This is a genomic window from Vibrio astriarenae, from assembly GCF_010587385.1.
Classification (GTDB): Bacteria; Pseudomonadota; Gammaproteobacteria; order Enterobacterales; family Vibrionaceae; genus Vibrio; species Vibrio astriarenae.
In genome coordinates this window covers 1018179-1045080 of the sequence record NZ_CP047476.1, presented here as the reverse complement: position 1 = coordinate 1045080, position 26902 = coordinate 1018179, and the positions used below count along the sequence as shown (strand labels likewise).

Annotated in this window: 26 protein-coding genes; 19 read left to right on the top strand and 7 right to left on the bottom strand. The window is 45.0% G+C overall.

The genetic code is table 11. The features are described from left to right. Positions 1 to 56 precede the first annotated feature (56 nt). A complete protein-coding gene (locus GT360_RS19010; protein ID WP_164650520.1) occupies positions 57 to 1262 on the bottom strand; it encodes a carbohydrate porin in 1206 nt (401 codons plus the stop codon). Positions 1263 to 1531: 269 nt separating this feature from the next. On the opposite strand from GT360_RS19010, the gene GT360_RS19005 reads away from it, so the two are divergent. From GT360_RS19005 to GT360_RS18995, 3 genes are all read left to right on the top strand, one after another. Next, entirely contained in the window at positions 1532 to 2194 is a 663-nt protein-coding gene (locus tag GT360_RS19005) for a hypothetical protein (protein ID WP_164650519.1), read from the top strand. Positions 2195 to 2328: 134 nt separating this feature from the next. Then, positions 2329 to 3246 (top strand): family 16 glycosylhydrolase, encoded by a 918-nt coding sequence (locus GT360_RS19000; RefSeq protein WP_164650518.1) that lies wholly within the window; start codon positions 2329 to 2331, stop codon positions 3244 to 3246. Positions 3247 to 3734: 488 nt separating this feature from the next. Next, the gene (locus GT360_RS18995) at positions 3735 to 4493 is read left to right on the top strand and encodes a phosphatase PAP2 family protein (RefSeq protein ID WP_164650517.1); all 759 of its coding nucleotides are present in this window, start codon (positions 3735 to 3737) and stop codon (positions 4491 to 4493) included. 78 nt (positions 4494 to 4571) lie between these two features. Here the strand turns inward: GT360_RS18995 and GT360_RS18990 are convergent, their stop codons facing one another. The 4 genes from GT360_RS18990 to GT360_RS18975 are packed head-to-tail and all read right to left on the bottom strand — an operon-like array spanning position 4572 to position 8219. Further along, complete coding sequence (locus tag GT360_RS18990) at positions 4572 to 5333, bottom strand: iron ABC transporter ATP-binding protein (protein ID WP_164650516.1); 762 nt, start codon at positions 5331 to 5333, stop codon at positions 4572 to 4574. Between the two features lie 4 nt (positions 5334 to 5337). Further along, on the bottom strand, positions 5338 to 6297 hold the full coding sequence (locus GT360_RS18985; protein ID WP_164650515.1) for an iron chelate uptake ABC transporter family permease subunit: 960 nt from the start codon (positions 6295 to 6297) through the stop codon (positions 5338 to 5340). Continuing rightward, the gene (locus GT360_RS18980) at positions 6290 to 7249 is read right to left on the bottom strand and encodes an ABC transporter permease (RefSeq protein ID WP_164650514.1); all 960 of its coding nucleotides are present in this window, start codon (positions 7247 to 7249) and stop codon (positions 6290 to 6292) included. Before GT360_RS18980 ends, GT360_RS18985 begins: the two co-directional genes overlap by 8 nt. Positions 7250 to 7301: 52 nt before the next feature. Continuing rightward, entirely contained in the window at positions 7302 to 8219 is a 918-nt protein-coding gene (locus GT360_RS18975) for a siderophore ABC transporter substrate-binding protein (RefSeq protein WP_239502648.1), read from the bottom strand. Positions 8220 to 8355: 136 nt separating this feature from the next. On the opposite strand from GT360_RS18975, the gene GT360_RS18970 reads away from it, so the two are divergent. Both GT360_RS18970 and GT360_RS18965 read left to right on the top strand, forming a co-directional pair. Further along, complete coding sequence (locus tag GT360_RS18970) at positions 8356 to 9282, top strand: LysR family transcriptional regulator (RefSeq protein ID WP_164650513.1); 927 nt, start codon at positions 8356 to 8358, stop codon at positions 9280 to 9282. Between the two features lie 158 nt (positions 9283 to 9440). Continuing rightward, positions 9441 to 11438, top strand: coding sequence for a TonB-dependent receptor domain-containing protein (locus GT360_RS18965; protein ID WP_204274583.1), 1998 nt, complete (start codon positions 9441 to 9443; stop codon positions 11436 to 11438). A 78-nt stretch (positions 11439 to 11516) separates the two neighbouring features. Here the strand turns inward: GT360_RS18965 and GT360_RS18960 are convergent, their stop codons facing one another. Both GT360_RS18960 and cra read right to left on the bottom strand, forming a co-directional pair. Next, the gene (locus GT360_RS18960) at positions 11517 to 12278 is read right to left on the bottom strand and encodes a hypothetical protein (protein WP_164650512.1); all 762 of its coding nucleotides are present in this window, start codon (positions 12276 to 12278) and stop codon (positions 11517 to 11519) included. A 318-nt stretch (positions 12279 to 12596) separates the two neighbouring features. Beyond that, a complete protein-coding gene (gene cra, locus GT360_RS18955; RefSeq protein ID WP_164650511.1) occupies positions 12597 to 13577 on the bottom strand; it encodes a catabolite repressor/activator in 981 nt (326 codons plus the stop codon). A 321-nt stretch (positions 13578 to 13898) separates the two neighbouring features. Here cra and fruB point away from each other — a divergent pair, with 321 nt between their 5' ends. From fruB to tolA, 14 genes are all read left to right on the top strand, one after another. Beyond that, entirely contained in the window at positions 13899 to 15035 is a 1137-nt protein-coding gene (gene fruB, locus GT360_RS18950) for a fused PTS fructose transporter subunit IIA/HPr protein (RefSeq protein WP_164650510.1), read from the top strand. Positions 15036 to 15039: 4 nt separating this feature from the next. Then, positions 15040 to 16014, top strand: a complete 975-nt coding sequence (gene pfkB / locus GT360_RS18945) for a 1-phosphofructokinase (protein WP_164650509.1) — start codon at positions 15040 to 15042, stop codon at positions 16012 to 16014. A 33-nt stretch (positions 16015 to 16047) separates the two neighbouring features. Continuing rightward, a complete protein-coding gene (gene fruA, locus GT360_RS18940; RefSeq protein WP_164650508.1) occupies positions 16048 to 17769 on the top strand; it encodes a PTS fructose transporter subunit IIBC in 1722 nt (573 codons plus the stop codon). Between the two features lie 367 nt (positions 17770 to 18136). Further along, positions 18137 to 18658: a crossover junction endodeoxyribonuclease RuvC gene (gene ruvC, locus GT360_RS18935; RefSeq protein WP_164650507.1), complete on the top strand. Its 522-nt coding sequence runs from the start codon at positions 18137 to 18139 to the stop codon at positions 18656 to 18658. A gap of 134 nt (positions 18659 to 18792) precedes the next feature. Then, positions 18793 to 19404, top strand: a complete 612-nt coding sequence (ruvA, locus tag GT360_RS18930) for a Holliday junction branch migration protein RuvA (protein WP_164650506.1) — start codon at positions 18793 to 18795, stop codon at positions 19402 to 19404. Between the two features lie 13 nt (positions 19405 to 19417). Continuing rightward, complete coding sequence (gene ruvB / locus GT360_RS18925; protein ID WP_164650505.1) at positions 19418 to 20422, top strand: Holliday junction branch migration DNA helicase RuvB; 1005 nt, start codon at positions 19418 to 19420, stop codon at positions 20420 to 20422. 442 nt (positions 20423 to 20864) lie between these two features. After that, positions 20865 to 22457 (top strand): cytochrome ubiquinol oxidase subunit I, encoded by a 1593-nt coding sequence (cydA, locus tag GT360_RS18920; protein ID WP_164650504.1) that lies wholly within the window; start codon positions 20865 to 20867, stop codon positions 22455 to 22457. A gap of 15 nt (positions 22458 to 22472) precedes the next feature. Then, positions 22473 to 23609 (top strand): cytochrome d ubiquinol oxidase subunit II, encoded by a 1137-nt coding sequence (cydB, locus tag GT360_RS18915; protein ID WP_164650503.1) that lies wholly within the window; start codon positions 22473 to 22475, stop codon positions 23607 to 23609. A 12-nt stretch (positions 23610 to 23621) separates the two neighbouring features. Then, complete coding sequence (cydX, locus tag GT360_RS18910; RefSeq protein WP_000270284.1) at positions 23622 to 23729, top strand: cytochrome bd-I oxidase subunit CydX; 108 nt, start codon at positions 23622 to 23624, stop codon at positions 23727 to 23729. Continuing rightward, positions 23722 to 24024 (top strand): cyd operon protein YbgE, encoded by a 303-nt coding sequence (gene ybgE / locus GT360_RS18905; RefSeq protein WP_164650502.1) that lies wholly within the window; start codon positions 23722 to 23724, stop codon positions 24022 to 24024. The genes cydX and ybgE overlap by 8 nt, the downstream gene beginning before the upstream one ends. A gap of 183 nt (positions 24025 to 24207) precedes the next feature. Beyond that, entirely contained in the window at positions 24208 to 24627 is a 420-nt protein-coding gene (ybgC, locus tag GT360_RS18900) for a tol-pal system-associated acyl-CoA thioesterase (RefSeq protein ID WP_164650501.1), read from the top strand. After that, positions 24617 to 25306, top strand: coding sequence for a protein TolQ (gene tolQ / locus GT360_RS18895; RefSeq protein WP_164650500.1), 690 nt, complete (start codon positions 24617 to 24619; stop codon positions 25304 to 25306). The genes ybgC and tolQ overlap by 11 nt, the downstream gene beginning before the upstream one ends. Before the next feature lie 22 nt (positions 25307 to 25328). After that, positions 25329 to 25772 (top strand): ExbD/TolR family protein, encoded by a 444-nt coding sequence (locus tag GT360_RS18890; RefSeq protein WP_164650499.1) that lies wholly within the window; start codon positions 25329 to 25331, stop codon positions 25770 to 25772. A 12-nt stretch (positions 25773 to 25784) separates the two neighbouring features. Next, positions 25785 to 26831: a cell envelope integrity protein TolA gene (tolA, locus tag GT360_RS18885; protein WP_164651160.1), complete on the top strand. Its 1047-nt coding sequence runs from the start codon at positions 25785 to 25787 to the stop codon at positions 26829 to 26831. Positions 26832 to 26902 lie beyond the last annotated feature (71 nt).

The following is a 26902-nucleotide window of genomic DNA, read 5'->3' as shown; positions in this document are numbered from 1 at the left end:
GTACTGTAAATATAAAATAGCGGGGGCTACTCTATAACGATATAGGAGCATTGTTTTTACAGGAATACCTCAAAATACGTTCCCACTGAGACGGCTTCGTTAACGCCTTGCTTCGCCCCAGAGTTACGCACTAGATCGGTATCTAGACCACCATAAGAGACATAGAAGTGGACGATGGGTCGAGCAAATAGGTAATCAGCCAAGGAAACATTTTGTGACAAGGTGACTTTCCACGATGAGTTTGTGTCGTCACCAAAGTCAATCGTGTCATAGGCGGTTTCTAGCCACGTACTATGGTGCTTGTTGTAGTAATAACCACCACGCAATACGCCTTGATACCATTTTTCTTTGTCGCCACTCCAGTTGGTGCTCAAGTCACTATTTTCGTGACTGAAGGCGTACATCATGGCGAACTTATCAGTGAGTTTCTCATGTCCATAAAGGAAAACCCCCAATGAACCGCCGTCTTCTGCAGGCCCAGCGTGACGTACGAGGTTCTCTTTAACTTTGTCACCGTAGCGAACCATGAACTTAGTGTAGCTACCTTTTCTGTTTAGGTTGTACATGCCACCAATTTGATAAGCTGAACCGTCATCAACGGTACCCCAAGTTCGATCACGCCCGTCACCAAAACCGTAGTTGGCATAGAAGTCTAGAGTTTGCTTGTCAGCAATTTTGATATCTTTAAGGGAAGTCATTAACGCGTAACGACCATTACTGTCGCTTGGATAACCATTCTGACGAATGCCGGAAATTGCCTCGACACTCACTTTACCGAAACCAACATCGTAGTTCTTGATACCACCACCGACACCATCGTTTAGTAGAGGCTTGTAGTTGTTGAGTAGCATTTGCACACGCTGAGCATAACGTTGACCTGCCCAAATCTCTGCTGTTGGGTTACTTTCGATCACATTAGATCCACCTGCAAACATCTGTGCCGTTTTCCAAGGGCTGGCATTGTAATTATCAGTAACCATAAATAGTGCACGCCATCTAGAGTCATTCACTGCCCAGCTTTTTTGGAGACCCAACTCCATACCCATGCCTTGGTTAGCTAGGTGACCCGTCAATGCATAATAGCTACCGGCAGTTTTGATAACGTTAATGCCGTTCATGATCGAGTTATTCCATAACGGATCATCCTCGGTATAGCCCATACCATAACGTGCGTAACCTGTAAGTTTAAAGCTATCATCAGCCATTGACTGATAGGGGAGTGTTGATAATGCTAGCAGCGAGAGTGTAAATATTTTTCGCATGACTTAGTCCTTGTCATTTGTTGGATTAAATTCATTGGTATTACCTCGATGGATAGTCAATGACGAAAGATTGATGTGTTCGTTTTAATAAGATTGCGGTGCTAATAATAAGAGGTATGAGTATTTAATCTCAACGTATTTGAAAGTATTAATTCTGTTTTCCCATATCTTGGGACGTTAGTTTAAGAAATGAATTTAGGAGAAACAGATCACAAAATTATTAATAGATTGCATGCTAATATTCTTGGCAACTTCAAATGGAACTGGTTGTGAATAATATGTCATACAAATATAAGATCACCTGTTTAATGTCGCTCTTGCTAATCAATGGCTGCACGAACCGTGATGTATATGTAGTAAAACCAGAGCTGTCGGGTGTTCCAGGTTATAAGGGCGTTAACGTCTCTGAGATGTGGCGACAAATGGCCCGAAACAATGATGATGAAATTGAGTTGTTTGAACCGTTGAAGTTGGAAAAAGAAAAGACTGTTTTCTTTACCTTCGATAACTCAGTACCTTATATGGTAAATGGTGATGAAGTTACAAAGGTGTTTGTGCTTGAACTCCCAGAGTTTGCTGACGGATACAGTGTTGAGATATTTAGTTACTCGAGTGACGATGGCGTATTAAAACCGACATTTGTACTTGCGGATGAGCAGTTTTTGCCACTTAGTGAAGATATTAATTCTCAATGGGTCGAACGTAATGGTGATATAGTCAATTATTTCTATAGTAATATTGATGTAGACCAAAATTTTAAATTGGCAAAATATATTCTGGTTTACTCTGATATAAATGATATTGGTGACGAAAATTTTGCTTATGATGCAAGATATAACTATTACAAAGAAAATGGTACTGATTATCCAAGAGATTATACCTTGCTTATAGAAAACTCAGAGGTTGGTGTTTTGAGTGCTAGAGCATACTAATATTAGAACTACCCTTTCCATATAAAACTAATAAATGTAATTTTCAATGCTATTGATACAGTTAGCGTCTGTGTCTGTATTTCCATGGCATTGGGTTTGTTACTTATTTGCTGTAAATTAATTAAGGATAAACTATGACAAATAAAACAAGCGTGAGCTATAAGTTATCATTGGCTCTAATCGGGGCATCATGTGTACTTTCTAGCGCTGCAATCGCTGAGGAGATTCATCAACCCCATACTGCGCAGGCAGGTGAAACGTGGGTGTTAATTGATGAACTGTCTGACGAGTTTGCCACTCGTGATATGGACAAATGGAACTTCAAACCAGAGTCGTTTGGTGTTTGGACTTGGGACGACAAAAACGCGGTTGTCGAAGATGGTATTTTGAAGCTATCAGCCGTACACGAAGAACATACTCGTAAATTCTGGGATGGCTGTAATAAAAAGCCAGTGGATGATTTCCCGTTGTATTTCAAATCAGGCATGGCTAAATCCAAAGCAACAGGCGTTTATGGCTATTATGAAGCTAAAATGAAAGGGGCGGATCTTCACCCTGGCGTATCACCTGCATTCTGGTTGTATTCTGCATTCGACCGTACTCTCAAAGAAGATGGTGATGTTCAATATTCTGAAATCGATGTTGTTGAGCTTCAACAAGAATCGGATGATGTCTTCCATAGTGACCATAACCTACACAACGTGATTGTTGAAAATGGTAAACCGAAATGGATGCGTCCGAAGCCGTTCGCAGAGACTAACCAAAATATACACAAGTTGGATTTCGACCCACGTGAAGAATTTGCTATTTATGCAGTCAACGTCACCCCTGAAGATATTACGTGGTATGTAAACGGTGAACAGGTGGGTTATAAGAAGAACCTTTATTGGCACCGCGATATGAACGTTGCGCTGTCATTGGGCATGCGCGGTGATCAGTTCACTCGTTGGGATTGTAATCAGTTCTACCCTGTTGACTTGCAAGGTGAGACAGGTCTACCAACGACAATGGAAGTTGAGTATATCCGTGCTTGGAAACTTGCAGATAAATAATGACTAAGTTGTTATTAAAAAAAGCTGATGCAATATTGCATCAGCTTTTTTATTAGTGCTAAATTAATTATAGATGATGAATCTTACAATCAACGATGGGTACATTACTACCTATGAGTGAACCGTCCGCATTATAACAAGGCACTTCAGGTGGAGTTGTACTTTCACTCGCTGATAAAGTTGGGGCGAATACAAATAACCCTAGTACTAAAAGTAATACACGCATTTTGCTCTCCTCTTTAATTTGTTGAACTTAACAACTTCACTGTAAGTGTAGATTTGTTATTTTTGTAATTGCAAAAAATAACTTCCTGATAACGTTACCAAATTCAAAGTTTTTATATGACGGGACACCTGTGCCGATAGGTGGATCCTCCTTTATAGCAAAGCAATAAATATCCCGTTACGATTTTGACATTTCTTTGATACCTGGGACGCAACAAGTGACGTATCATCACTGCCCCTGTTCAGTGATGAGAGAAAAAGACATGCAAAGCAAGAAGTTCGGCTTGCTGATGATATTGGTTTTTATGGCGGTGATTTGCCTTATAACAAGCTTGTACCAATCAGCGGATCTCTCCGCCTCGGTGAGTAACGAATATGGTTTGTTTATTACTCTATTGACCGACTCTGCCGGGCATAAGGGCTTCTTGATCACTCTCGTGATATTAGGCCTTCTATTTTTGAAGCTGCCCTTCACCAGAGCCCAGTTTTTCTCCAAAGGACTTCAGCTCGGTGTGATTTTGTTGATCGGATTTACGAGTAAAGCAGCACTCAAAGAGCTTACTGAAAGCCCAAGACCTTACACCGAGTGGTTAGCTCAACAGGCGTTAATTGAAAGTGCTGAAGGTTTTTATGATCTAAACTCAGTTGAACGCGATGGAGTGATCATCGTTGCTTCAGAGTCAGTGAGTTCTTGGCGAACCCAGCATTGGAAAGGAGAGAAAGACTACTCTTTTCCATCTGGCCACACGATCTTCGTTGCTATTTGTATTGTGTTTTTTGGTGGTTTGTTTGCGCAATATCGTCAGTGGCTACCATTGAGTATCCTTATGCTTTGGGCGAGTGGCGTTGCATATAGTCGTCTTTGGATAGGTATGCACCGACCAGAAGATTTGTTTGCTTCTATCGCATTTGTCGCAGCGGTTTATCTGCTTGTTCCACCTTTCAATCATCTTGGTGATAAGCTCGCTCAACAGTGGCCGAACTCATGGCCGTTCAAACTGTTACCAGACAGAGCTAAATAATAAACGGGGAGCCAACTGGCTCCCCGTTTATTATCGTTGTTATATGAAGTAGAACAGCGTTCGCAACAGCGTTCGTACCTAAGCGGTGTAGTACATGCAAATATGGTTGCCATCGACTTCTCTAATGGTAAATGGTATTTCATAGATGTCACTGAGCACCGACTCTTTAATCACGTCAGCTTTCTTACCACTGATGATCACTTCGCCTTTTTTCATCGCGATGATGTTGTCCGAGTAGCAGGAAGCAAAGTTGATGTCGTGAATAACAATAACGATCGCTTTGTTGTTTTCGTGGGCTAAGCGCTTTAGGGAGCCCATCATATCCACTGAGTGTTTGATATCAAGGTTATTTAGCGGCTCGTCTAAGAACACATAGTCTGTGTCTTGCGCCACTACCATGGCGATAAACGCCATTTGTCTCTGCCCTCCGGAGAGCTGATCAATGAAACGGTCTTGGATGTAAGTGATCTCAAGCTGTTCAAGCGCATTATCAATAATGCGATTGTCTTCATCGGTCAATCTACCGTGAGAATAAGGAAAGCGGCCGAACGAGACTAACTCGCGAACGGTAAAGCGCATATTAATGTTGTTGGATTGACGCAGCACTGCAAGGTGCTTCGCAAGGTCTTGCGTATCCCATTGATTTAAAGGTATATCACCAATAACCACTGTACCTGCGTCACTCTCAGTCAAGCGGCTCGCCATAGAGAGTAGGGTACTTTTGCCTGCACCATTAGGGCCAATGATGCTGGTGACTTCTCCTAGAGGAAAAAGTGCATCGGCGTTTTTGACAACGTACTTTTCATCGTATTTCTTACTTAAACCATTAATTTTAATCATGTTGTCAAATCCTAATTAAACTTTTTTGCTTACTCAGAAGCACGAGGAAGTAGATACCACCCACGAAGTTGATGATGACACTTATCGTTGTCTCGAAGTCGAGTAGGTTCTCGACAATCCATTGGCCGCTGATGAGCATCGCCATTGAGAGTAGGCTAGAGGCAAGCAGCAAAAATCGGTGTTGATAGCCTGAGAAGATTTGCCGTGTTAGTGCAACAACAATAAGGCCAAAGAACAGCACAGGACCAACAAGCACAGTAGAAATAGACACAAGAATGGTGATAACAAACATCACTTGCATAGTTACTTTTTGTGTATCAACCCCAAGGCTTTTCGCGTTGTCGATACCCAGCCAGAAGACATCCAGCTTTGGAGCGAGATAGAGTAGGTAAGCGGTGCTAACGGCTAATGGAATAAGGCTCCAGTAAACAAGGTCACCATTTACATTATTAAAGCTGGCAAACATTGCGCCTTGAATCATGGTGAACTCATTCGGGTCAACGAGCATGGTAAAAAAGCCTGTCACACTGCTAAATAAGCTACTTAGAACGATACCAATAAGCAGGAGTGTGAAGATGTTACGATTACCGCGACGGAAGTAGAAACCAAAGAGTGTCATTGCCAACACCAGCATGATACTGGTCGTTACGACATAGTTTAAACCGGCATTGATCACCAGTGGGCTCATGCTACCAAACAGCACAACCATCAAGACTTGTAGCATCACATAGAGTGAATCAAACCCCAGGATACTTGGTGTCAGAATACGGTTGTTAGTGATAGTTTGGAACACCAACGATGAAGCGGCGATGGCAATAGCAGCAATCACAATCGCCAACACTTTCGGTATACGACGTGATAGGAAAAATTGGTAGTTATCTATCGTGAGCCCTTTTCCTAAGAAAAAGGCAACGAATACGACCGATAAGATGGCGAGGATAAGGACTTTAACCGAGTTACGCATTCGACTTATCCTTCAAAATCAGAGCAATAAAGATCACACCACCAAATACACTAATGATCATGGAAATAGGTACTTCATAAGGGAAGATAATGATGCGGCCGATGACATCACAGATGAGTACCAACAGGGCACCCCAATAGGCTGTCCAAGGCAAGTTACGACGCATATTGTCGCCCATAAACTGTGAAACAATGTTTGGCACAATCAGACCAAGGAAAGGAATCACACCGACGATCATCACCACAGAGGAGGAGAGAACGGCAACGAGCATGACACCAATCATGACGATGCGGCGATAGTTCAAGCCGATGTTTTTCGCAAAGCTCTCGCCAATACTGGCCGCGTTAAAACGGCTTGCGTACATGTAGGCTAAGATAGACGTAGGAATGGCAAGATAGAGTAACTCGTAGTTACCTTTGAGCACTGAGGCGAAGTTAGCCACCGTCCACGAATTAAGGGTTTGAACTAAATCGTACTTGTATGCGACGAAGATCGTTAACGAAGAAACGACATTGCCGTACATGATACCAATCAACGGCACCAGCATCGCACTTTTAAACTGCATGCGTTGGATAAAGCGCACAAACAGGAGTGTGCCGAACACCGAAAATGCCATGATGATGGTAAGTTGTAGCCAGTTATCAACTTGAGCAAAGAAAACAAGTGTGACAATGTAACCGAGCATTGCGCAGTCTATGGTGCCCGTCGTCGAAGGTGCTGCAAAACGGTTTTGCACGATTTGTTGCATGATAAGACCAGCAACACTTAAACCAGCTCCGGCTAGACCAATAGCAAAGAGGCGTGGGATACGGCTAGATACAAGAATTTCGATAGCGCGAGCGTCACCTGCGAGAAGAGACTCAAGGTTAATGTTCGCCACACCGACAAAGAGGGACGCAATGCTAAGGGCGATAATCGTTAGGATCGCGAGAAGAGGTTTATTTAGGTTCATTATTGGAAACGTAAAATGCGGATGACGTTAATCATCCGCATATATAAAGGATTTATAGAACTTGTTTAACGTCGTTGATCATGATTTGTGTTGATGTATAACCGCCTGCGGTAAGGTACCAGGCTGCTGAATCAAGAAAGACGACTTTATTGGTCTTGGCAGCAGGAGTGCTGTTTACCAGTGGGTTATCGAAAAACTGAGCTGAGTTCGCGTTTCCTTGACCGATCGCTTGTTGACGGTCAAGAATAAAAATCACGTCAGGTTGAGCATCAGCGACATACTCGAATGAGATTAAGTTGCCGTGTGGACGAGCGACGGATTCAACGTTTTTACTTTCACGAGTTTCAAAACCAAGTTCATCATAAATTACCGAGAAGCGGCTGTTCGTGCCAAACATTGAAAGGCGGTTGCCAGCGTTCATCACGCTCATCGCATTCATCGAGTTTGCCTTTGTCTCGCTCTCGATAGCGCGGAACTGTTCTTCAATCTTGGTGATCATACCTTCGACCTGCTCTGTTTGACCAAACAAGTCGCCAAGCACACGCCAATGATGCTGGGTGGTTTTCCAGTAATCACTATTGTCGATTTGATACATGTAAACAGGGGCAATGGCAGACAGGTCTTTGTAAAGCTCTGCTTGACGACCTTCAGCAATAATCAGGTCTGGTTTCGCCATGAAAATTTCTTCAAAGTTTGGCTCTTTCAAACTGCCCAGTGCCTGATATTTCTTATCGCCGTATTGTTCTAAATGGCTCGGCAACAACTGCTTAACTACCCCTACAGGTTCGACGCCAATTTCATCTAGGAAGTCTAGTGCGCCATGGCTCAATACAACGATACGTTGTGGTTGCTCTTTGATTTCAATAGAGCCCAGAGTGTGCTCGATAGTTTTTGCAAAAGAGAGTGAACTAAAAGTCAAAAGCAGAGAGGTAAACACCGCTTTTGTAGAAAGGGCTTTAAACATTGTCATACGGAAATACCGCCTAAAAAAGTGCCGCATTGAAATTCAATGCAAAGCGAAACAATAATGATTCTTGATTACGAGGCAGCATATCAGCTAGTATTCATTCGTCAAGAGAATATTGCTAATAGTGGGTATGCAAAAAATGAATTTAGGCAAGGTGGATTTAAACTTATTGGTGGTGTTGAAACATTTGCTTGAAGAGAAGCATGTATCGAACGCAGCGCTCGCTATGCAGACAAGTCAACCCAGTGTCAGTCGTTCACTGCAAAAACTGCGCTTAATGTTTGAAGACGAGCTTTTGGTGCGCACAACACATGGCTACGAATTCACTCCTAAGGCAGGGCAACTAAAGCAAGACCTCGACAATATCCTCCAAGGCTTAGAGAAATTTGTAAACGGTGACCAGTTTGACCCTCAACAATCGGATCAAACGGTTCGTTTCTTTGGGTTAGTGCCCCAAGTTAACTGGATCCTCCCACCACTGTTAAAACAGATTCGACGCCAAGCACCGAATTTAATCGTAGATGTCGACACCATTCCTAAAAGACACTTTGACGGTCTCAATGATGGTTCGGTTCACTTTGTACTGTCTAATCTTGCTCCAAGTAATAGCGATCAAAACTTATATCGGATGTTTCTAAAAAGTAGGGACTTCCGCCTCTTGATGAGTTCTGACAATCCACTCGCTCATGAGAAACTGACACCTGAGAACTTGCGCTACGCGCACTTCGGACAGATTTCTCTACAAGGCGGTAAAAACCTTTCTATTGAGCCGCGCTTTAGAGAGCTTGGTTTACTTGATAAGCATGAGAAGCTTTCAACCCCGGTCATGCTCTCTAATTTCAATGCAGCAGCGAGTGTCGCAGAGCAAACAGATTTGATTTTTCACCTTCCTACGCCCTTTGCTGAAGAGGTGGCAACCAGCAGAGCACTCGTCACTCGTGAGGTGCCGGATGCCCTTAAATCCCCTTATCAAGATACTTACTTGTATTGGCATAAACGCTTTCACTCTGATCCTATGTGTTTATGGATTAGGGATCTGTTTCGTCAGATTTACCACACTGATTAACGCTAAATAATTAACCATTGGAATAGTGGGAGTCATCTAAATTCATTTAGTGAATAGTCACAATAACCAAATTGAATGAAACTTTTGTTGCTTAGAATTGTAATGAGATATGTAATGCGAACCATTATCATTAATAACTATTAATTCTAGGATAGCCAGTGGAAAGCCGAACTTCATTTATCAAAAAGCCTCTCGCTTTAGTGATTGCATCAACGTTGTCTGTATCAGCCTTTGCGGACGAAGAACAACAACAGTTTGATGAGCAGATGGTGGTGACGGCCACTCGCACGGAAACAACGATTGCTCAAGCTCCTGCTTCTATTTCAGTCATTACCGAAGATGACATTTTATCTGAACCGGGGTTGGCTCTGAATGATTTGGTAAGAAACGTCGCTGGTGTTCAAAGCCAGATGGATGGTGGTCGTGCTGGTCGTGAGATGATCTCTATTCGCGGTATGGACTCTAAGTTCACTATGATCCTAGTTAATGGTCGTAAACTGAGCTCTTCAAACGCAATCTTCCGTGGTAACGATTTTGATTTGGCTACGATTCCAAAAGAGAGCATTGAACGTATCGAAGTTATTCGTGGTCCTATGTCTGCTTTGTACGGCTCGGAAGCACTGGGTGGTGTTATCAATGTGATCACTAAGCAGCCAACGAATGAATGGCGCTCACAAGTGAGTGGTGACTACAGCATTCGCGATGCCGATAATGGCGGTGAGTTTACTCTTGGCTTTAACACATCTGGTGCACTGATTGATGATGAACTGTTCTTGTCTTTAGCAATGAACAAGAGTGGTCGTGATGCTTACCATGCATTTAGTGGTATGGCGGAGAATAGCAGTGGTAATGAGTATGATCGTGCTGATGCAACTACTTTAGAAGAGCGTGATACTTTGTCTCTTAGCGGTGGCCTAGTTTGGTATATTAATGAGAATCATGATCTAGCCTTCGACTTTGCATTTAACGATGACCAACGTGAAGGTGTGATTGAGTCGACATCAGGCTTGACTGAATCAGAAGCAACAATCAAACGTGACATGCAGGCACTGACCTATAATGGTAGTTTCGCGTGGGGTGAGGTTCAGCTTAGCTACAATCGTGACGCTGTAACCAGTGAAGATGCAGCTGAGGATGACAACAATATCGTGAGTGATATTGAAGAAGTTAATCAGCAAGTTTACGGCCATGCGACAACTTATGTGGGTAACCATATTCTGACTTTTGGTGGTGAATGGAATTACGCTGAACTGATTAACCTTGAGAGCTTAACTGAGACGGGTAAAGCTGATGCCCATCAGCAAGCACTGTTTATTCAAGACCAGTGGGAGTTGAGCGACTCTTACACACTAACTTACGGTACTCGATTGGATTTTCATGATGCTTACGGTAGCCACTGGAGTCCACGTGCATACTTAGTTAACACGGTATCAGACAAGCTGACATTGAAAGGTGGAGTAGGCTCTGCATTTAATGCCCCAACGCTTCTGCAAACTTCTGAAGAGAATATTATAAATAGCTGTAAGGGTTCTTGTCAGTTGCAAGGTAACCCTAACTTAGACCCAGAAACGAGTGTGAGCTACGAAGTTTCTGCTATCTACAATGAATCTACTTGGGGTATTGAAGCAGGACTGTTCCGGAATGATATTAAAAACCTTATTGAACGTGATGTTTCCGAAGGTAGTGAAGTTGGTGAGGCGCCAGATGGTCGTCCTATTCATACATATTGGAACATCAATGAAGCAATGACTCAGGGTGTGGAACTGAGTGGTCACTTCGATGTTGCTGATTCTATTCGACTAAATGGTGCATACACTTACCTCGACACTGAAAACAAAGAAACCGGTGAAGTTCTAGAAGATCGCCCGGAGCATGAAGCCAATGTACGAGTAACGTGGTTTGCTACAGATTGGCTAGATACATTTGCTCGTGTTAATTACATCGGTAAAACGGTTGTGGATGTCAGTGATGATATTACTCGTCCGTCAGTAGCAACGGTTGACCTGGGTCTGAATTACCACTTCAACTACGACTGGCGTTTACGTGCGGGTGTTCGCAACCTAACCGATGAACAATTTGACGATATTGAAATTACACAACGCGGTTACAGTGTTGATCCACGTACATGGTACATCGGTATGACGGCTAATTTCTAAAGTCGCGAAATAGACTCAAATCTTACAAATGGGCACATTACAGTGCCCATTTTTGTATCAGCGTCACTCTGCAAGTGATTAGAAATACAGTCCTAAACCAATCAACAGTCCATAAGAGGCGGTGTCATAAGCAAAGTTGCTTTCATTATCGTAATCAACCCAGGTCGATTTATACGCTAGATTAACGTCTGCCCAATCATTAAATCGATAACGGAAACCCGTTTGAATAGAGCTGGTGAATCTCGTGTCTTTTCCTAACCCTACATCTCCACTCAAGTGATACACCCAATCATCGGTCAAGTCAGTTATCCATCTGACGCCAACCACGTAATCCACCCAGTCTTCTTTGATACTTGGAGACAGGTTAATGTTGCCGCCTTGTCCTTTTAGTTCTAGATCGATGTCGTTGTCCCACCAACGTATACCGAACATATAATCAATCTTGCCAAAATCGTAGGAGTAGCGCTTAAACCCTTTGGCTTCTAAAACACCTTGTCGAATATCAACATCGGCATAGAGTAAACCAAGGTTTGCATCCGTAACTGAAGTTTTATCTCCTCCTAATTTCATGAAGCTGTAGTCGATGTAGTAGCCCCACTGGTTCCGATAAATGCCCTCTAAACGAAGCATTGCCGTCATTTCGAGATGATCTAATATAAAGTCCGGGTCAACATCCACTTCTAGGCTGGCAGCACCGACTTGCGTATCACCACTAATATTCAGTAATAGACCATAAAGTTCGATACTATGTTGCCAATGTTTGTTTGAAGCATCTTGAGCGAGCAGCGTTGTTGGAAATGACATACACGCTAACGCGATTAGTCCTGATTTTAATTGCATTCCAAGCATCCTTGTTTAGCCAACTTAAACAGAGACTAGGTGAATAAATGGGATTAACCAGTTTTGCTGTTCAATAAGTGACAACTTTGGAGGATAAGTCAGTCGCTATAGAAGGGACGTGGGTTGACTAGAGAAAACTTGATAGTTCGGCTGGCTTAATATAGGCCAAAGGAGGGAGCGCTTTGTCCTTAGGCAAAGAACTAAAGGTGCTTATGAATCATTGCCGATGTCTTTAACCTAGTTGTGGCAAAATCGTAAAAAAGCCGAGGTATTACTACCCCGGCATTAAATCGTAGATATTTGGGTGCTGCGTCAAGCTTAAGATCTAATGATGATTTTCCTGGCAATCAACTCCACCCCCGCCTCATAGCGCTTTGCCGATGCATTTAACGCCAATGCCATGGCACTGTCGGCGATCAGCTCAAACTGTTGTGGTAGGGAATTGACTTTAAACGGCAAAAAATCGAGTAAGCGATTGTCACCAAAGGTGGCGAGTTTTACCTTGTCCATTAAGCGAGGGTGTTCCAACATGACGTCCAATACCCCTTCGAGTAGGGTATATGAAGTGGTAATGATGGCGTTGGGTACCTTATCTTGTGTCACCCACTGGTTTAAAATGCGCTTACCTTCTTCTCTCGAGAAGTGTTCTCCATAACCCACTTGTACCTCAATCTGGCTTTTGTGACAGACGGATTGACAACCCTGTTCACGCTCTTTTGAGACCCGTAATTCAGGTAGCGCTCCAATCAACCCCACTTGCTGAATTTGGTCACTCAGAATCGATGTCGTTAACTCATAAGCACTATCGAAGTCTTCACTGACGACACAACTGAAATGTTCATCATCAAGAGGGCGGTCTAGTGCGATGATCGGCGTACCAGATTGTTGTAGTTTAAGATAATAGTCGCTGGCATCCGGCATACTGCTGGCAACGAACAGGGCGTCAATGCGACGGCTAATAAGGGCTTCTGCCACTTTTTTCTCAGTTTGAGGATCATCATCCGAGCAGCCAATCAAGATTTGATAACCTGCTTTACGAGAGTTTTGTTCTAATAGGTTAGCCAGACGCGCGTAACTGGTGTTCTCTAGATCGGGAATGATCAAGCCAAATGAGCGTGAGTTACCGGCGCGCAATGAAGAAGCTGCAGCATCTGGCCTGTAGTTATACTCCTCCACGACACTCATTACTTTACGTTGCGTTTTCTCGCTAATGCGGTATTTCTGAGCTTTGCCATTAATCACGTAACTTGCCGTGGTTTTTGATACGCCAGCCAGTTTTGCTATCTCATCTAGTGTCATCGATTAAGCCTTGTTGTGTGCGCAGGATCATAATTATCAGAATGCGATCCTTAGATGAGTTGAATTATAGGCTGAAACGATTCAGTATAAAAGCTGAAAGGATTCAGCAAAGCTTGAAACTAGAGCTGGCTCACCTAAATCAGCGTGTTGTCCAGCAATGAGTTTACTTTGGAGCGAGGAGTTTTGCTGAACCCTTTGATTAGGGTGTGAACCTTTTTATTTAAAACTTTGCTGAATCGATTTAGCCAATCAGTAAAGCAAGAAAATAGATAGCAAAAATGGTGCTATCTATATCGACAGATAACCTATGTTGGAGAGCCCATGCTTAAGCTAAACAACAACGACATTACGCTTTCACAGGTAGCGCAAGACAAATTTGCCGCGATTAAGAGCATTGCGAAGTCCTTGTCCGACCGAGATTTGGTTGAGGAAGGATATGTGGAAGGAATGCTGAATCGAGAAAATCAGAATTCGACCTTTCTTGGCAATGGTATTGCGATTCCACACGGTACGACGGATACGCGCAATATGGTTAAAACTACGGGTGTTGCCGTTCACCATTTTCCACAAGGCGTGGATTGGGGAGATGGCAATACGGTATTTGTTGCGATAGGTATCGCTGCAAAATCCGATGAGCATTTGGGTATTCTCAAACAGTTAACAAAAGTACTCAGCGCTGATGGCGTAGAGCAACGCCTGCGCACTGCGAAGACGAAAGAAGAGATCATTGCATTGCTTCATGGTGACGTACAGCTAGAGGCAGAGCTCGATGCAGCTCTGGTTCAGTTGCAGTTCCCTGCCAGTGACATGATTCAAATGAGTGCAGTTGCTGGTGGGCTACTGAAGAACTCAGGGTGTGCTGAGAGTGAGTTCGTGGCTGACCTAGTCACAAAAGCGCCGACTCATTTAGGTAAAGGGCTTTGGTTAGTGGGGAGTGATAAGCAAGTCACTCGCACGGGTGTTGCTTTTGTCTCTACTGCAAATGATTGCGAATATGACGGTGATAACGTACGCGGATTAATCGCATTTGCAGCTTGTAATGCTGCGCATGAACCTGTGTTAAAAGCGCTGTCTAAGATCGTCTTTAATAACAAACAAGAAGATCTATTGAGCGCAACGACAGACCAAGTCATCTCAATGCTTAAAGGAGAGGAAGTCTCAACGGCTACACAAGCAGACAATGACAACACAGCTATCTTCAAAATAAAAAATGCCCATGGTCTGCATGCTCGTCCTGGCGCCATGCTTGTAGCAGAGGCGAAGAAATTTGAATCAACGATTCGCGTTGCAAACTTAGATGGCGAAGGCAAAGCGGTCAACGCTAAGAGCCTGATGAAGGTCATTGCCTTGGGTGTTAAACACGGCCACAGCCTGCAGTTTACCGCAGAAGGTGCCGATGCTTCGCAGGCGCTCGACTCGATTGGTAAAGCGATAGCTTCTGGTTTAGGTGAGGGCTAGATCCATGAGCACTTCTAAAACGACCAAAGTGGTCACCATCACGCTAAACCCTGCACTGGATTTAACGGGCAGCTTGTCGGAGCTTAAACCTGGCACGGTGAGTTTGGTGGACAAAAGCAGTTTTCACGCAGCGGGTAAGGGCGTGAATGTGGCAAAAGTACTTAGTGACTTGGGCGCAGAGGTGACGGTAACCGGATTTCTTGGAAAAGATAATCCAGAGCTGTTTCATCAATTGTTTAGTGACCTCAAGGTAACAGATCGATTCATTGAGGTAGAAGGTGCGACCCGCATTAATGTCAAACTGGTGGAAGCAAGTGGTGCGGTTAGTGATATTAACTTCCCGGGTGTTCAGGTATCACAAGCTGATATAGCGCGTTTTGAAGCGACTCTGTTTGAGTTGGCTGAAACGCATGACTATTTCGTGTTGGCAGGCAGTCTCCCACGAGGTATTACCCCCGAGCAATGCGCGGCTTGGATTGAACAGCTACATACCAGAGGTAAGCGCGTTCTGTTCGACAGTAGCAAAGCGGCGTTGAGCGCGGGTATTGAATCATGCCCATGGTTGATTAAGCCCAATGACGAAGAACTGAGCGACTTTGTTGGCCAGCATTTAGACACAGCCGAAAAGTGTCAGCAAGCTGCTCAATCACTGAGCCAAAAGGGCATAGAAAACATCGTTGTTTCAATGGGCTCAGAGGGCGTCATGTGGTTAAACGAGGGCCAATGGCTACGCTCACAACCCCCTAAAATGGAAGTTGTGAGCACGGTTGGAGCGGGCGACACCTTAGTCGCCGGTCTATGTTGGGGCCATATGCAAAACATGCCTAAAGAGAACCTACTATGCTTCGCCACCGCGCTGTCTGCGCTTGCAGTCAGTCAAGTTGGCGTTGGCTTAACCAGTCAACAAGAGCTGGAATCTATAGAGCTTCAAACGCAAGTGAGCGAGCTTTCTCCAATAACGAACCTAGACAGCCTGTAACAGGCACAAACGAAGGAACAGAAGGTCAATATTATGAATATAGCCATTATTACAGCCTGTCCAAGTGGCGTAGCGAATAGCATTCTTGCTGCGGGTCTATTAGAACAAGCCGCGGCACAATTGGGTTGGAATGCGACAGTGGAATGTCAGTCGAGTGTTGTTGAATCAACGCCACTGACCGAGTCTGACATTGAGCAAGTTGACGCCATCATTATTGCCGCGAATACGCCCGTCGATACCTCTCGTTTTGTTGGTAAGAAAGTGTACCAAGCGGATATCCGGTCGGTCATGACCGACGCCTCGTCTTTCTTAAAACGTGGCGTAGAGCAAGCCGAAGAACTCGTCTCACCTGCTGTCGTTACTGAGACACCGACAACTGTGAAGAAGATTGTTGCGATTACAGCCTGTCCGACAGGCGTAGCGCATACTTTTATGGCTGCTGAAGCGCTTGAAGATGAAGCGAAGCGTCGTGGTCATCAAATTAAAGTGGAAACTCGTGGTTCTGTGGGCGCGAAAAATCAGCTTACTGAGCAAGATATTGCAGAAGCCGACTTGGTGATCATTGCCGCTGATATTGAAGTTCCTCTTGATCGTTTTAACGGTAAGAAAATGTACCGAACTAAAACGAGCCCAGCTTTGAAGAAGACTTCAGAAGAGATGGATAAAGCATTTGGGCAGGCGGCGACTTATGAACATTCTGGAGCGGCCAACGCTGCGGCTCCAGAAGAGAAAAAGGGCGTTTATAAACACTTAATGACGGGTGTATCGCATATGCTGCCCGTTGTTGTCGCAGGTGGTTTGATTATTGCGCTGTCATTTGTGTTTGGTATTGAAGCGTTCCAAGAAGAGGGTACTTTAGCGGCGGCATTGATGGAAATCGGTGGAGGCTCTGCATTTGCGCTTATGATTCCGGTTTTAGCGGGCTATATTGCTTTCTCAATAGCCGACCGTCCGGGTCTAGCGCCAGGTTTAGTCGGCGGTATGCTTGCAAGCTCAACAGGCGCGGGCTTCTTGGGTGGTATTGCCGCAGGTTTCATCGCAGGTTACGCGTCCAAGCTCATCGCTGACAAAGTTTCTCTACCTCAGTCTATGGAAGCCCTCAAACCCATCCTAATCATTCCGTTTGTCGCAACGCTCATTACGGGGCTTGCGATGATCTATGTCGTTGGAGGTCCAGTGGCTGGCATTATGACGGCACTGACAGACTTCCTGAATAACATGGGCTCTGATAGCGCCGTGCTACTTGGCATTGTGCTGGGAGCAATGATGTGTTTCGACCTAGGTGGGCCAGTCAACAAAGCAGCCTACGCATTTGGCGTTGGTCTATTAGCGTCACAAACATACGGGCCGATGGCAGCAATCATGGCGGCAGGTATGGTTCCGGCACTCGGTATGGGTTTGGCTACCTTTATTGCGAAAAACAAGTTTGAAGCCAGCGAACGTGAAGCGGGCAAGGCTTCCTTTGTACTGGGTCTGTGCTTTATTTCAGAAGGTGCGATACCGTTTGCAGCGAAAGATCCAATGCGTGTGATTCCAGCATGTATGGCGGGTGGTGCACTAACGGGTGCTCTATCTATGTTGTTTGGATCTCAGTTGATGGCACCTCACGGTGGTCTGTTTGTATTGCTGATTCCAAATGCGATTACTCCTGTGTTGATGTACTTGGTCGCAATTGCGGCGGGTACAGCGGTGACGGGATTTACCTATGCTCTATTGAAAGGACGTTCGGAAGAGAAACAGTCTGTAACGGCTTAATATACTAATTACCCCCAACTTTTGCCCTCAGACTTTAAAGTCTGAGGGCTTTTTTTACTTTGGAGTAAAGGGTCTTCATTTGAGTCTAGTGTTTGCTTTGGGTAGATCCTGAGACGAGCTCAGGATGACGTTGTGGACAGGATGACGGTGTGGATAGGATGATGGTGTAGGTAGGTTTGAGGAAACTAAAATCGTCGTCATGTTGAACTTGTTTCAACATCTAGGCAGGGGAGTTACTGAAACGTCGAAGCGAGGTAGGAAAACGTCTGATATTTCACCGCTTAAACTCGTCATGATTCTCGCATTCATTCAGTCGTGGTACGCTACTCTACAATAAGAACGTATTCACAAAGCCTCTCAAACTATTATGTCCATTATTCTCGGCATCGACCCAGGCTCAAGAATTACCGGTTACGGTGTCATTAGACAGCAAGGCAGACACCTCCAATACCTAGGGAGTGGTTGCATTCGCATGTCTGAAAAAGAGTTGCCGGGGCGTCTCAAGCAGATATATGCCGGTGTGACTGAAATTATCACCCAGTTTCAGCCTGATGTGTTTGCCATTGAGCAAGTCTTTATGTCAAAAAACGCAGACTCTGCACTCAAGCTCGGGCAGGCGCGTGGTAGCGCAATTGTCGCGGCGGTGAATGCGGATTTAGAAGTGTATGAATATGCGGCTCGCCTAATCAAACAGGCGGTGGTCGGCACGGGTGGGGCAGATAAAGCGCAAGTCCAGCATATGGTGCAACATATGCTCAAACTCCCTTCTAAACCTCAAGCGGATGCTGCTGACGCGCTGGGCGTTGCCATTTGTCATGCCAATACCAATAAAACGCTGGTGGCGTTGGCGGGAAAAGCGACTTCTGCGCGTCGTGGTCGTTACCGATAATCCTATTTGCTTTTCTCCCTAGCTAGCTCGTTAGAGATTTCTAGCTAGTTAGCGTTTTCTTGCTCTTGTACTGGCTATCCATCCAGTTATTGATTATCATCACCTGAAATTTCGAATAACCACAGGAACACACCGTGATTGGACGTTTACGCGGAACGCTGATTGAAAAACTCCCACCTGAAGTCTTAATTGAAGTTAACGGCATTGGCTATGAAGTCCAGATGCCGATGAGTTGCTTCTATGAACTACCTAATGTTGGCGAAGAAGCGATCATTTACACCCACTTTGTAGTTCGTGAAGATGCTCAACTGCTTTATGGTTTCAATACGGTAAAAGAGCGTGCTCTTTTCCGCGAAGTGATTAAGGCGAATGGTGTGGGGCCAAAGTTGGGTCTTGGCATTCTCTCTGGTATGACTGCGATGCAATTTGTTGCTTGCGTTGAACGTGAAGATATTTCGACACTAGTAAAACTTCCTGGAGTGGGTAAGAAAACGGCAGAGCGTCTGGTTGTAGAGATGAAAGACCGTCTTAAAGGATGGGGAGAAGGCGATTTGTTTACACCGCACACGGATGCCGCCCCAATGGATTCCGCTGCGCCTTCTCAAAACAACGAAGAAGAAGCGATCAGTGCGTTACTTGCACTTGGTTATAAGCCGACCCAAGCTTCTAAAGTGGTTTCACAAATTTCTAAAGACGGTATGTCGAGCGAAGAGTTGATCCGCGAAGCCCTTAAATCAATGGTTTAATAAGAGTTATTTCATGATAGAAGCAGATCGTTTAATCGCGCCTGAAAACCCAGTCTTTAAAGAAGAGGACGTTATTGACCGCGCAATACGACCGAAAAAACTTCAGGACTACCAAGGCCAAGACCATGTACGTGATCAGATGGAGATCTTCATTAAAGCCGCTCAGTTGCGAAATGAAGCGCTCGATCACCTTTTGATATTTGGTCCACCAGGTTTGGGTAAAACCACACTGGCGAACATCGTCGCTAATGAGATGGAAGTGAATATCCGAACTACCTCAGGCCCGGTGTTAGAGAAGGCAGGCGACTTGGCTGCCTTGTTGACTAACTTAGAAGAAAACGATGTGCTGTTCATCGATGAGATTCACCGTTTGAGCCCTATGGTGGAAGAGGTGCTCTATCCCGCAATGGAAGATTACCAGTTGGATATTATGATAGGGGAGGGGCCAGCAGCACGTTCGATTAAGATTGACTTGCCTCCGTTTACCTTGATTGGTGCAACCACTCGCGCAGGCTCGCTAACCTCGCCTCTGCGTGACCGTTTTGGTATTACTCAGCGTTTGGAATACTACAAAATTCCAGATCTGCAAAATATTGTGCAACGCAGCGCCGACTGTCTTGGTCTTTCGATGGACGCAGACGGTGCGTTGGAAGTGGCACGACGCGCTCGAGGTACACCGCGTATCGCCAACCGACTGCTACGTCGCGTTCGTGATTATGCGGAAGTGAAGGGCAATGGCCATATCTGTGCTGATGTTGCCGATAAAGCGCTAAATATGTTGGATGTTGACGCCCAAGGCTTTGACTACATGGACAGAAAGCTATTGCTGGCGATCATGGAAAAATTTGGTGGTGGACCGGTTGGTCTCGACAATATGGCGGCAGCGATTGGCGAAGAAAAAGACACCATTGAAGATGTGCTTGAGCCGTATTTGATTCAGCAAGGTTATCTGCAGCGAACGCCACGTGGACGAATTGCCACAGATCGTGCCTACTTACATTTTGGTATTGAAAAGTAACATTGCAGTTAAGAGTAAACGTGATCCCTGTCACAACGTTACATCTTCACTTAGCCACAAAGTGGTAAGCTAACATGATGGGTTGTTGCATTAGTGTTTTAAACCGAATGCTCAACCCTTTATTGCTTATCACCAAATTAACATTTATCTCTTTGAACGATTGATTTGAATCAAGTTGATTGTTTTTTAACCTCTCTTATCCCGCAAAACTTGATCTCTATCAAAGCATGATTTCTCTATAAATCTTTTGAAACAGCATCGAATAATCAGTAATATTAGCGCCAGCTATATTAGTTATTGCTTAACAAAAACATAACCATTGCAACACATAGTGGCAACATTTGTTTTTAGGGATTGCAACATTTGTCTGGTCGCTAGGCAATAGCTAATCAAATTTAGTGTTATAGAAAGAGCCATTCAGCCGGCTCAAAAGGAGTAATCAATGTTCGATATCGACGTAGTTGATCTGTCGCGGTTGCAGTTTGCATTAACCGCGATGTATCACTTCCTGTTCGTACCATTGACTCTAGGTTTGGCGTTCCTACTCGCCATCATGGAGTCTTTGTACGTAATGACCGACAAGCAAATCTACAAGGACATGACCAAGTTCTGGGGTAAGCTTTTCGCGATCAACTTTGCCCTTGGTGTTGCCACGGGTTTGACCATGGAGTTCCAATTCGGTACTAACTGGTCCTATTATTCTCACTACGTGGGTGACATATTTGGTGCTCCGCTCGCCATTGAAGCCTTGGTGGCCTTCTTCCTAGAGTCGACTTTTGTTGGTCTATTCTTCTTCGGCTGGGACCGTCTATCCAAGCGCCAACACTTGGCGGTAACTTGGTTAGTTGCACTAGGCTCTAACTTCTCAGCTCTTTGGATTCTTGTGGCTAACGGCTGGATGCAAAACCCAGTTGGCGCTGAATTTAACTTTGAAACCATGCGTATGGAAATGGTGAGCTTCTCAGAGGTTGTTCTAAACCCAGTAGCCCAGGTTAAGTTTGTACACACGGTTGCATCAGGCTACACAACCGGTGCGATGTTCGTTCTGTCGATCAGTGCATACTACCTACTGAAAGGTCGCGATATCGCGTTCGCTCGTCGCTCTTTTGCTATCGCAGCGTCTTTCGGTATGGCTGCAATCCTGTCAACTATCGTTCTAGGTGACGAGTCTGGTTATGAGCTAGGTGATGTTCAGAAAGTGAAACTCGCGGCTATTGAGTCAGAGTGGCACACAGAACCAGCGCCAGCCGCGTTTACGGTGTTTGGTATTCCAAATCAAGAAACGATGGAAACCGACTACGCACTGAAGATCCCTTACGTTATGGGGATTATCGCGACGCGTTCTCTAGACACTGAAGTGACGGGTCTGCGTGATCTTCGTGATGAGCACCTTGATCGTATCCGTAACGGTATGTATGCGTATGAACTGCTTGAAAAACTACGTGCTGGTGACAAGTCTGATGCCAACATGGCCGCGTTTGATGAAGTAAAAGAAGACCTAGGTTACGGTCTACTGCTTAAACGCTACACAGACAACGTTGTTGATGCGACTGAAGAGCAAATTCAAGCGGCAGCCGATGACTCGATTCCAACCGTTTGGCCTCTATTCTGGTCATTCCGTATCATGGTTGCGTGTGGTGTTGTAATGCTATTCGTATTCGGTGCAGCATTTATTCAAACATGTCGCCAGAAGATCGAGCAGAAACCATGGGTTCTAAAAGCAGCACTATGGAGCTTACCGCTACCATGGATTGCAGTAGAAGCGGGTTGGTTCGTTGCTGAATACGGCCGTCAGCCATGGGCAGTGGGTGAAATTCTTCCTGTACACGTCGCAGCGTCTGCATTGACTGTTGGTCAACTATGGACATCGCTGTTTGCCATCATTGCTCTATACACAGTATTCCTCATTGCTGAAGTGTATCTGATGCTTAAGTTTGCTCGTAAAGGCCCAAGCAGCCTTAAAACGGGACGCTACCACTTTGAACAAAACGGCACGTCTTCAGAAGACAAAATTGGCCGTCAAGTAGAAGCGTAATACAAGGAGAGATTTATGTTTGATTACGAAGTATTGCGATTTATCTGGTGGGCATTGATTGGTGTCCTGTTTGTTGGTTTCGCAATTACCGATGGTTTTGATATGGGCGTAGGTGCTCTAGTACCTTTCATAGGCAAAACCGACAATGAGCGTCGTGTGATGATTAACTCGATCGCTCCACACTGGGATGGTAACCAAGTTTGGCTTATCACGGCGGGTGGTGCGCTATTTGCCGCATGGCCTTTGGTTTACGCAACGTCATTCTCAGGTTTTTACTTTGCGATGATCCTAACGTTAGCAGCGTTGTGGTTGCGTCCATTGGGCCTAGACTACCGCTCTAAAATCGATGATCCAAAATGGCGTGAAGCTTGTGACTGGGGCATTTTTGTCAGCGGTTTTGTTCCTCCGCTCATTTTTGGTGTGGCGTTTGGTAACTTGCTACAAGGTGTGCCGTTCCAGCTAAGCGACTTTTTGATGCCGACGTACCACGGTTCATTCTTCGGTCTGCTGAATCCATTTGCGATTCTTTGCGGTCTAGTGAGTGTGTTCATGATCGTGATGCAAGGTGCTACATGGCTACAAATGAAGACCACTGCAGACGTTCACAACCGCTCACGCAACGTAGCGCAGCTAACGGGTATTCTTACCGTTGTGTGTTTTGTTCTCGCGGGTTTCTGGATTCAGTCTATCGAAGGTTATGTGATTGTTGGTGGTATCGACACTAACGCAGCATCAAATCCACTGAACAAAGAAGTGATTCGTGAAGCGGGCGCTTGGATGAACAACTTCGAGAAATACCCACTACTATGGCTAGCGCCAGCACTAGGTGTGTTCATGCCACTATTGGCGGTTGTTGCTTCACGATTTGAGAAGTGCGGTTTGGCATTCTTAACGTCAAGCTTGGGTATTGCCGGTATTATCTTGACAGCGGGTTTCGCGATGTTCCCATTCGTGATGCCTTCTAACATCATGCCGGGTCACAGCCTAACGATGTGGGATGCAACTTCGAGTGAGTTGACGCTTAACCTGATGACGGCCGTTGCTGCGGTTATGGTTCCAGTTATCCTTGCTTACACATCTTGGTCTTACTACAAGATGTTCGGTCGCCTTGATGATAAATTCATCGAGGAAAACAAAAACTCACTGTACTAAGGAGTCTGAACTATGTGGTATTTTGCATGGATTCTAGGTGTGTTGTTGGCATGTGCGTTTGGTATTATCAATGCGCTATGGCTAGAACACTCTGAAATGATGGACAAAGACAGTGAGTAATCTGAATCATCAGATTCAGTCTTTGCACCAACCCATCGATAAGGCTCTGTTCCGAGCCTTATCGCTGCTACTTGGTTTTATGCATGTTGGCCTATTGATGTGGGAGCCTTCACTTTACAGTGAAGCCATTGGTGGATTTAACGCGTTTATTGCGCCACTGATGATCCTCGCAATGTGCAGCAGCATGATATTTGGTATTGGTTTTAAGCCCCGTTTTTGGCTTTGGCAGCTGTTATTCAGCCCATACCTATCGTTATCTGTATTAGGCTATTTAACCATCGCTTACTTTGTCTAATAAATCACCGAGTGACAGATTTAATTTAACAAAAAAGCGCCAACGGTCACGTTGGCGCTTTTTTTATGCAATATCAGTGCGATAAGTTGGTATTTCTTATCAAAAAATGACTTAAATGCTAAACACTCAATAAAACTTTGGGTTATAGTAACTCATTCGTGTAAACCAAATTCGGATGTTATTTTGCATACTGTCGATAGCCCCTTTCATTGGCCTGTAACTATCTACTATGAAGATACAGATGCTGGTGGTGTCGTATACCATTCTAATTACCTAAAGTACTTTGAGCGTGCACGAACGGAGCTATTACGTTCTGTTAATATTTCGCAACAAGTACTGCTGGAACAAAAGATTGGCTTCGTTGTCCGACACATGGGTATTGATTTTTTGCAAGGTGCACAACTTGACGATCATCTAACAGTAAAGACATATATCCGTGAATTTAAGAAGGTTTCACTGTCTTTCTGTCAAGAGATTGTCAATCCCGAGGGGAAAACATTGTGTCGAGCCACGGTTAAGATAGCATGTGTCGATACCGATAAAATGAGGCCAAAGGCCATCCCCAATGAGCTACTTTTGGAGTTAACCGCAAGTGACTGCTGATATTTCTTTTTTCGATCTCTTTTTACAAGCAAGCTTACTCGTAAAACTTGTGATGCTGACCCTGTTGGGTATGTCAGTGATTTCTTGGGCCATGATCATTAAACGCAGTAAAGCGATCAAACAAGCCGAGAAAGACGCAGAAGATTTTGAAGACAAATTCTGGTCCGGAAACGACCTCTCTATCGTCTACCAAGGTGTGAAAAAACGTAAAGACGAATTAGCGGGTAATGAAGAGATTTTTTACTCCGGCTTTACTGAGTTTGCTCGCCTGCGCAAGAGTAACCCAGACTCTCCTGACTTCGTTATGGAAGCAACAGGCCGTGCGATGCGCGTCGCAGTGGCTCGCGAAGTGGATGATTTGGAAACCAACCTACCGTTCCTTGCAACTGTGGGCTCTATCAGTCCGTACATCGGCCTGTTTGGCACGGTATGGGGTATCATGCATGCGTTTATTGCTCTTGGTGAAGTAAAGCAGGCAACCCTAGCGATGGTTGCACCAGGTATTGCGGAAGCACTGATTGCAACAGCAATGGGTCTATTCGCCGCTATCCCTGCGGTCATGGCGTATAACAGCTTAAGTAATAAAGTGGGTAAACTTGAGCACTCTTACGCGACGTTCTCTGAAGAGTTTCACACCATTTTGCATCGCCAAGCGATGGCTTCCAAGGAGCAGCACTAGTTTAGGTGCTTGAGGAGACATCATGGCGGGTTATCAACCTAAAAAACGTAAAATGACAGCTGAGATTAACGTTGTACCTTACATCGACGTTATGCTGGTTCTGCTGATCATTTTTATGGTGACATCTCCCTTCATTACGCAAGGGGTCGATGTTGAATTACCAAAAACCTCAAATGCCAAGCCTGCAACCGAGTTAGCAGGAGACTCAGAGTCTAGCTTTATCATTGTCGAAATTGATCGTAATGGTAATTTAGGTTTGAGCGTCAACGACGAAGACGTTGTCCGTGGTATGGGTATTCAAGATATTATTGTTCGAGTCAAAGCGGAGTTGGCGTTGAAACCTGACTCACCGGTGGCAGTAGGCGGTGATGCAGCGACGCCATACGCTGATGTCGTGTTGGTTTTGGATGAACTTAGTCGCGCCGGCATCGATAAAGTTGGCTTGTTAACGGACATCAAGGAGTAGATGCAGTCCATCATGAGAGAGAGACGAACCAAGAAACACGGATTGGGCAAGCCTCTGGCTATCTCTTTTGGTATCCATGCCGCAGTGATTGTTGCACTGCTTGTGGGTACTGATTTCTCTGTGTCTAAACCCGAGCCGCAAGGGCAGATGGTCCAAGCGGTGGTGGTTGATCCGGCGATTGTACGTAAACAAGCCCAGCAGATCCGCGCTGAACGTGAAGCGGCGGCTAAGCGTGAGCATGATAGACTCGATAAGTTGCGTCGTGAAAGTGAGCAGCTTGAGAAAAACCGACGCGCTGAAGAAGAACGTATTCGCAAGTTAAAAGAGCAGCAGGCGCGTGAAGCCAAAGCGGCTCGTGAAGCAGAAGTGGCTCGTCAAAAGAAAGAGCAAGAGCGCAAAGCGGAAGAAGAGCGCGTGCGTAAGCAGCAAGAACGTGTTCGCCAAGAGCAGGAGAAAGCTGCAAAACTGGAAGCTGAGCGTAAAGCAAAAGAAGAAGCAATACGTAAAGCAGAAGAAGAGCGTGTTGCTCGCGAGAAAGCGGCTGCCGAAGCAGAAGAACGTGCTCGTATCGAGCGTGAAGCCGCAGAACGTGCAGAGCAAGAGCGTATTGAGAAAGAGCGTGCAGCAAAAGAGGCGGCTGAGAAAGCGCGTCAAGAGCAAGAGCGTTTAGAGAGACTTGAGCGCGAACGCCAAGAGCAAGAGGCCGCATTGAACGATATCTTTGCAGGTATGGAAGCGGAATCTGAGCTCAACCAAGCGGCACAATCTCAGTTCAACCAGTCGGAAGCAGCGCGCTATGGTGAAATCTATAAGCAATTGATTAAGCAGAACCTCCTAGTAGAGGATAGCTATCGGGGAAAGTCATGTCAGGTTAACCTGCGTCTCATTCCGACAGGATCCGGCGCGATATTAGGCAACCTGTCTATTATTAACGGTGACAGCAGGCTTTGTAACGCAACCAAGCGCGCGGTGACTCAAGTGTCGTCTTTCCCATTACCAAGTAATCAACCTGCGGTTGTTGAGCAGCTTAAAAACATCAACCTAACCGTAGAGTTATAAAAACATTTGCATAGGGAGGTGTGGGCGTTAAACCACACCATAATGTACACACGGCAATGATTTGCGGTGTT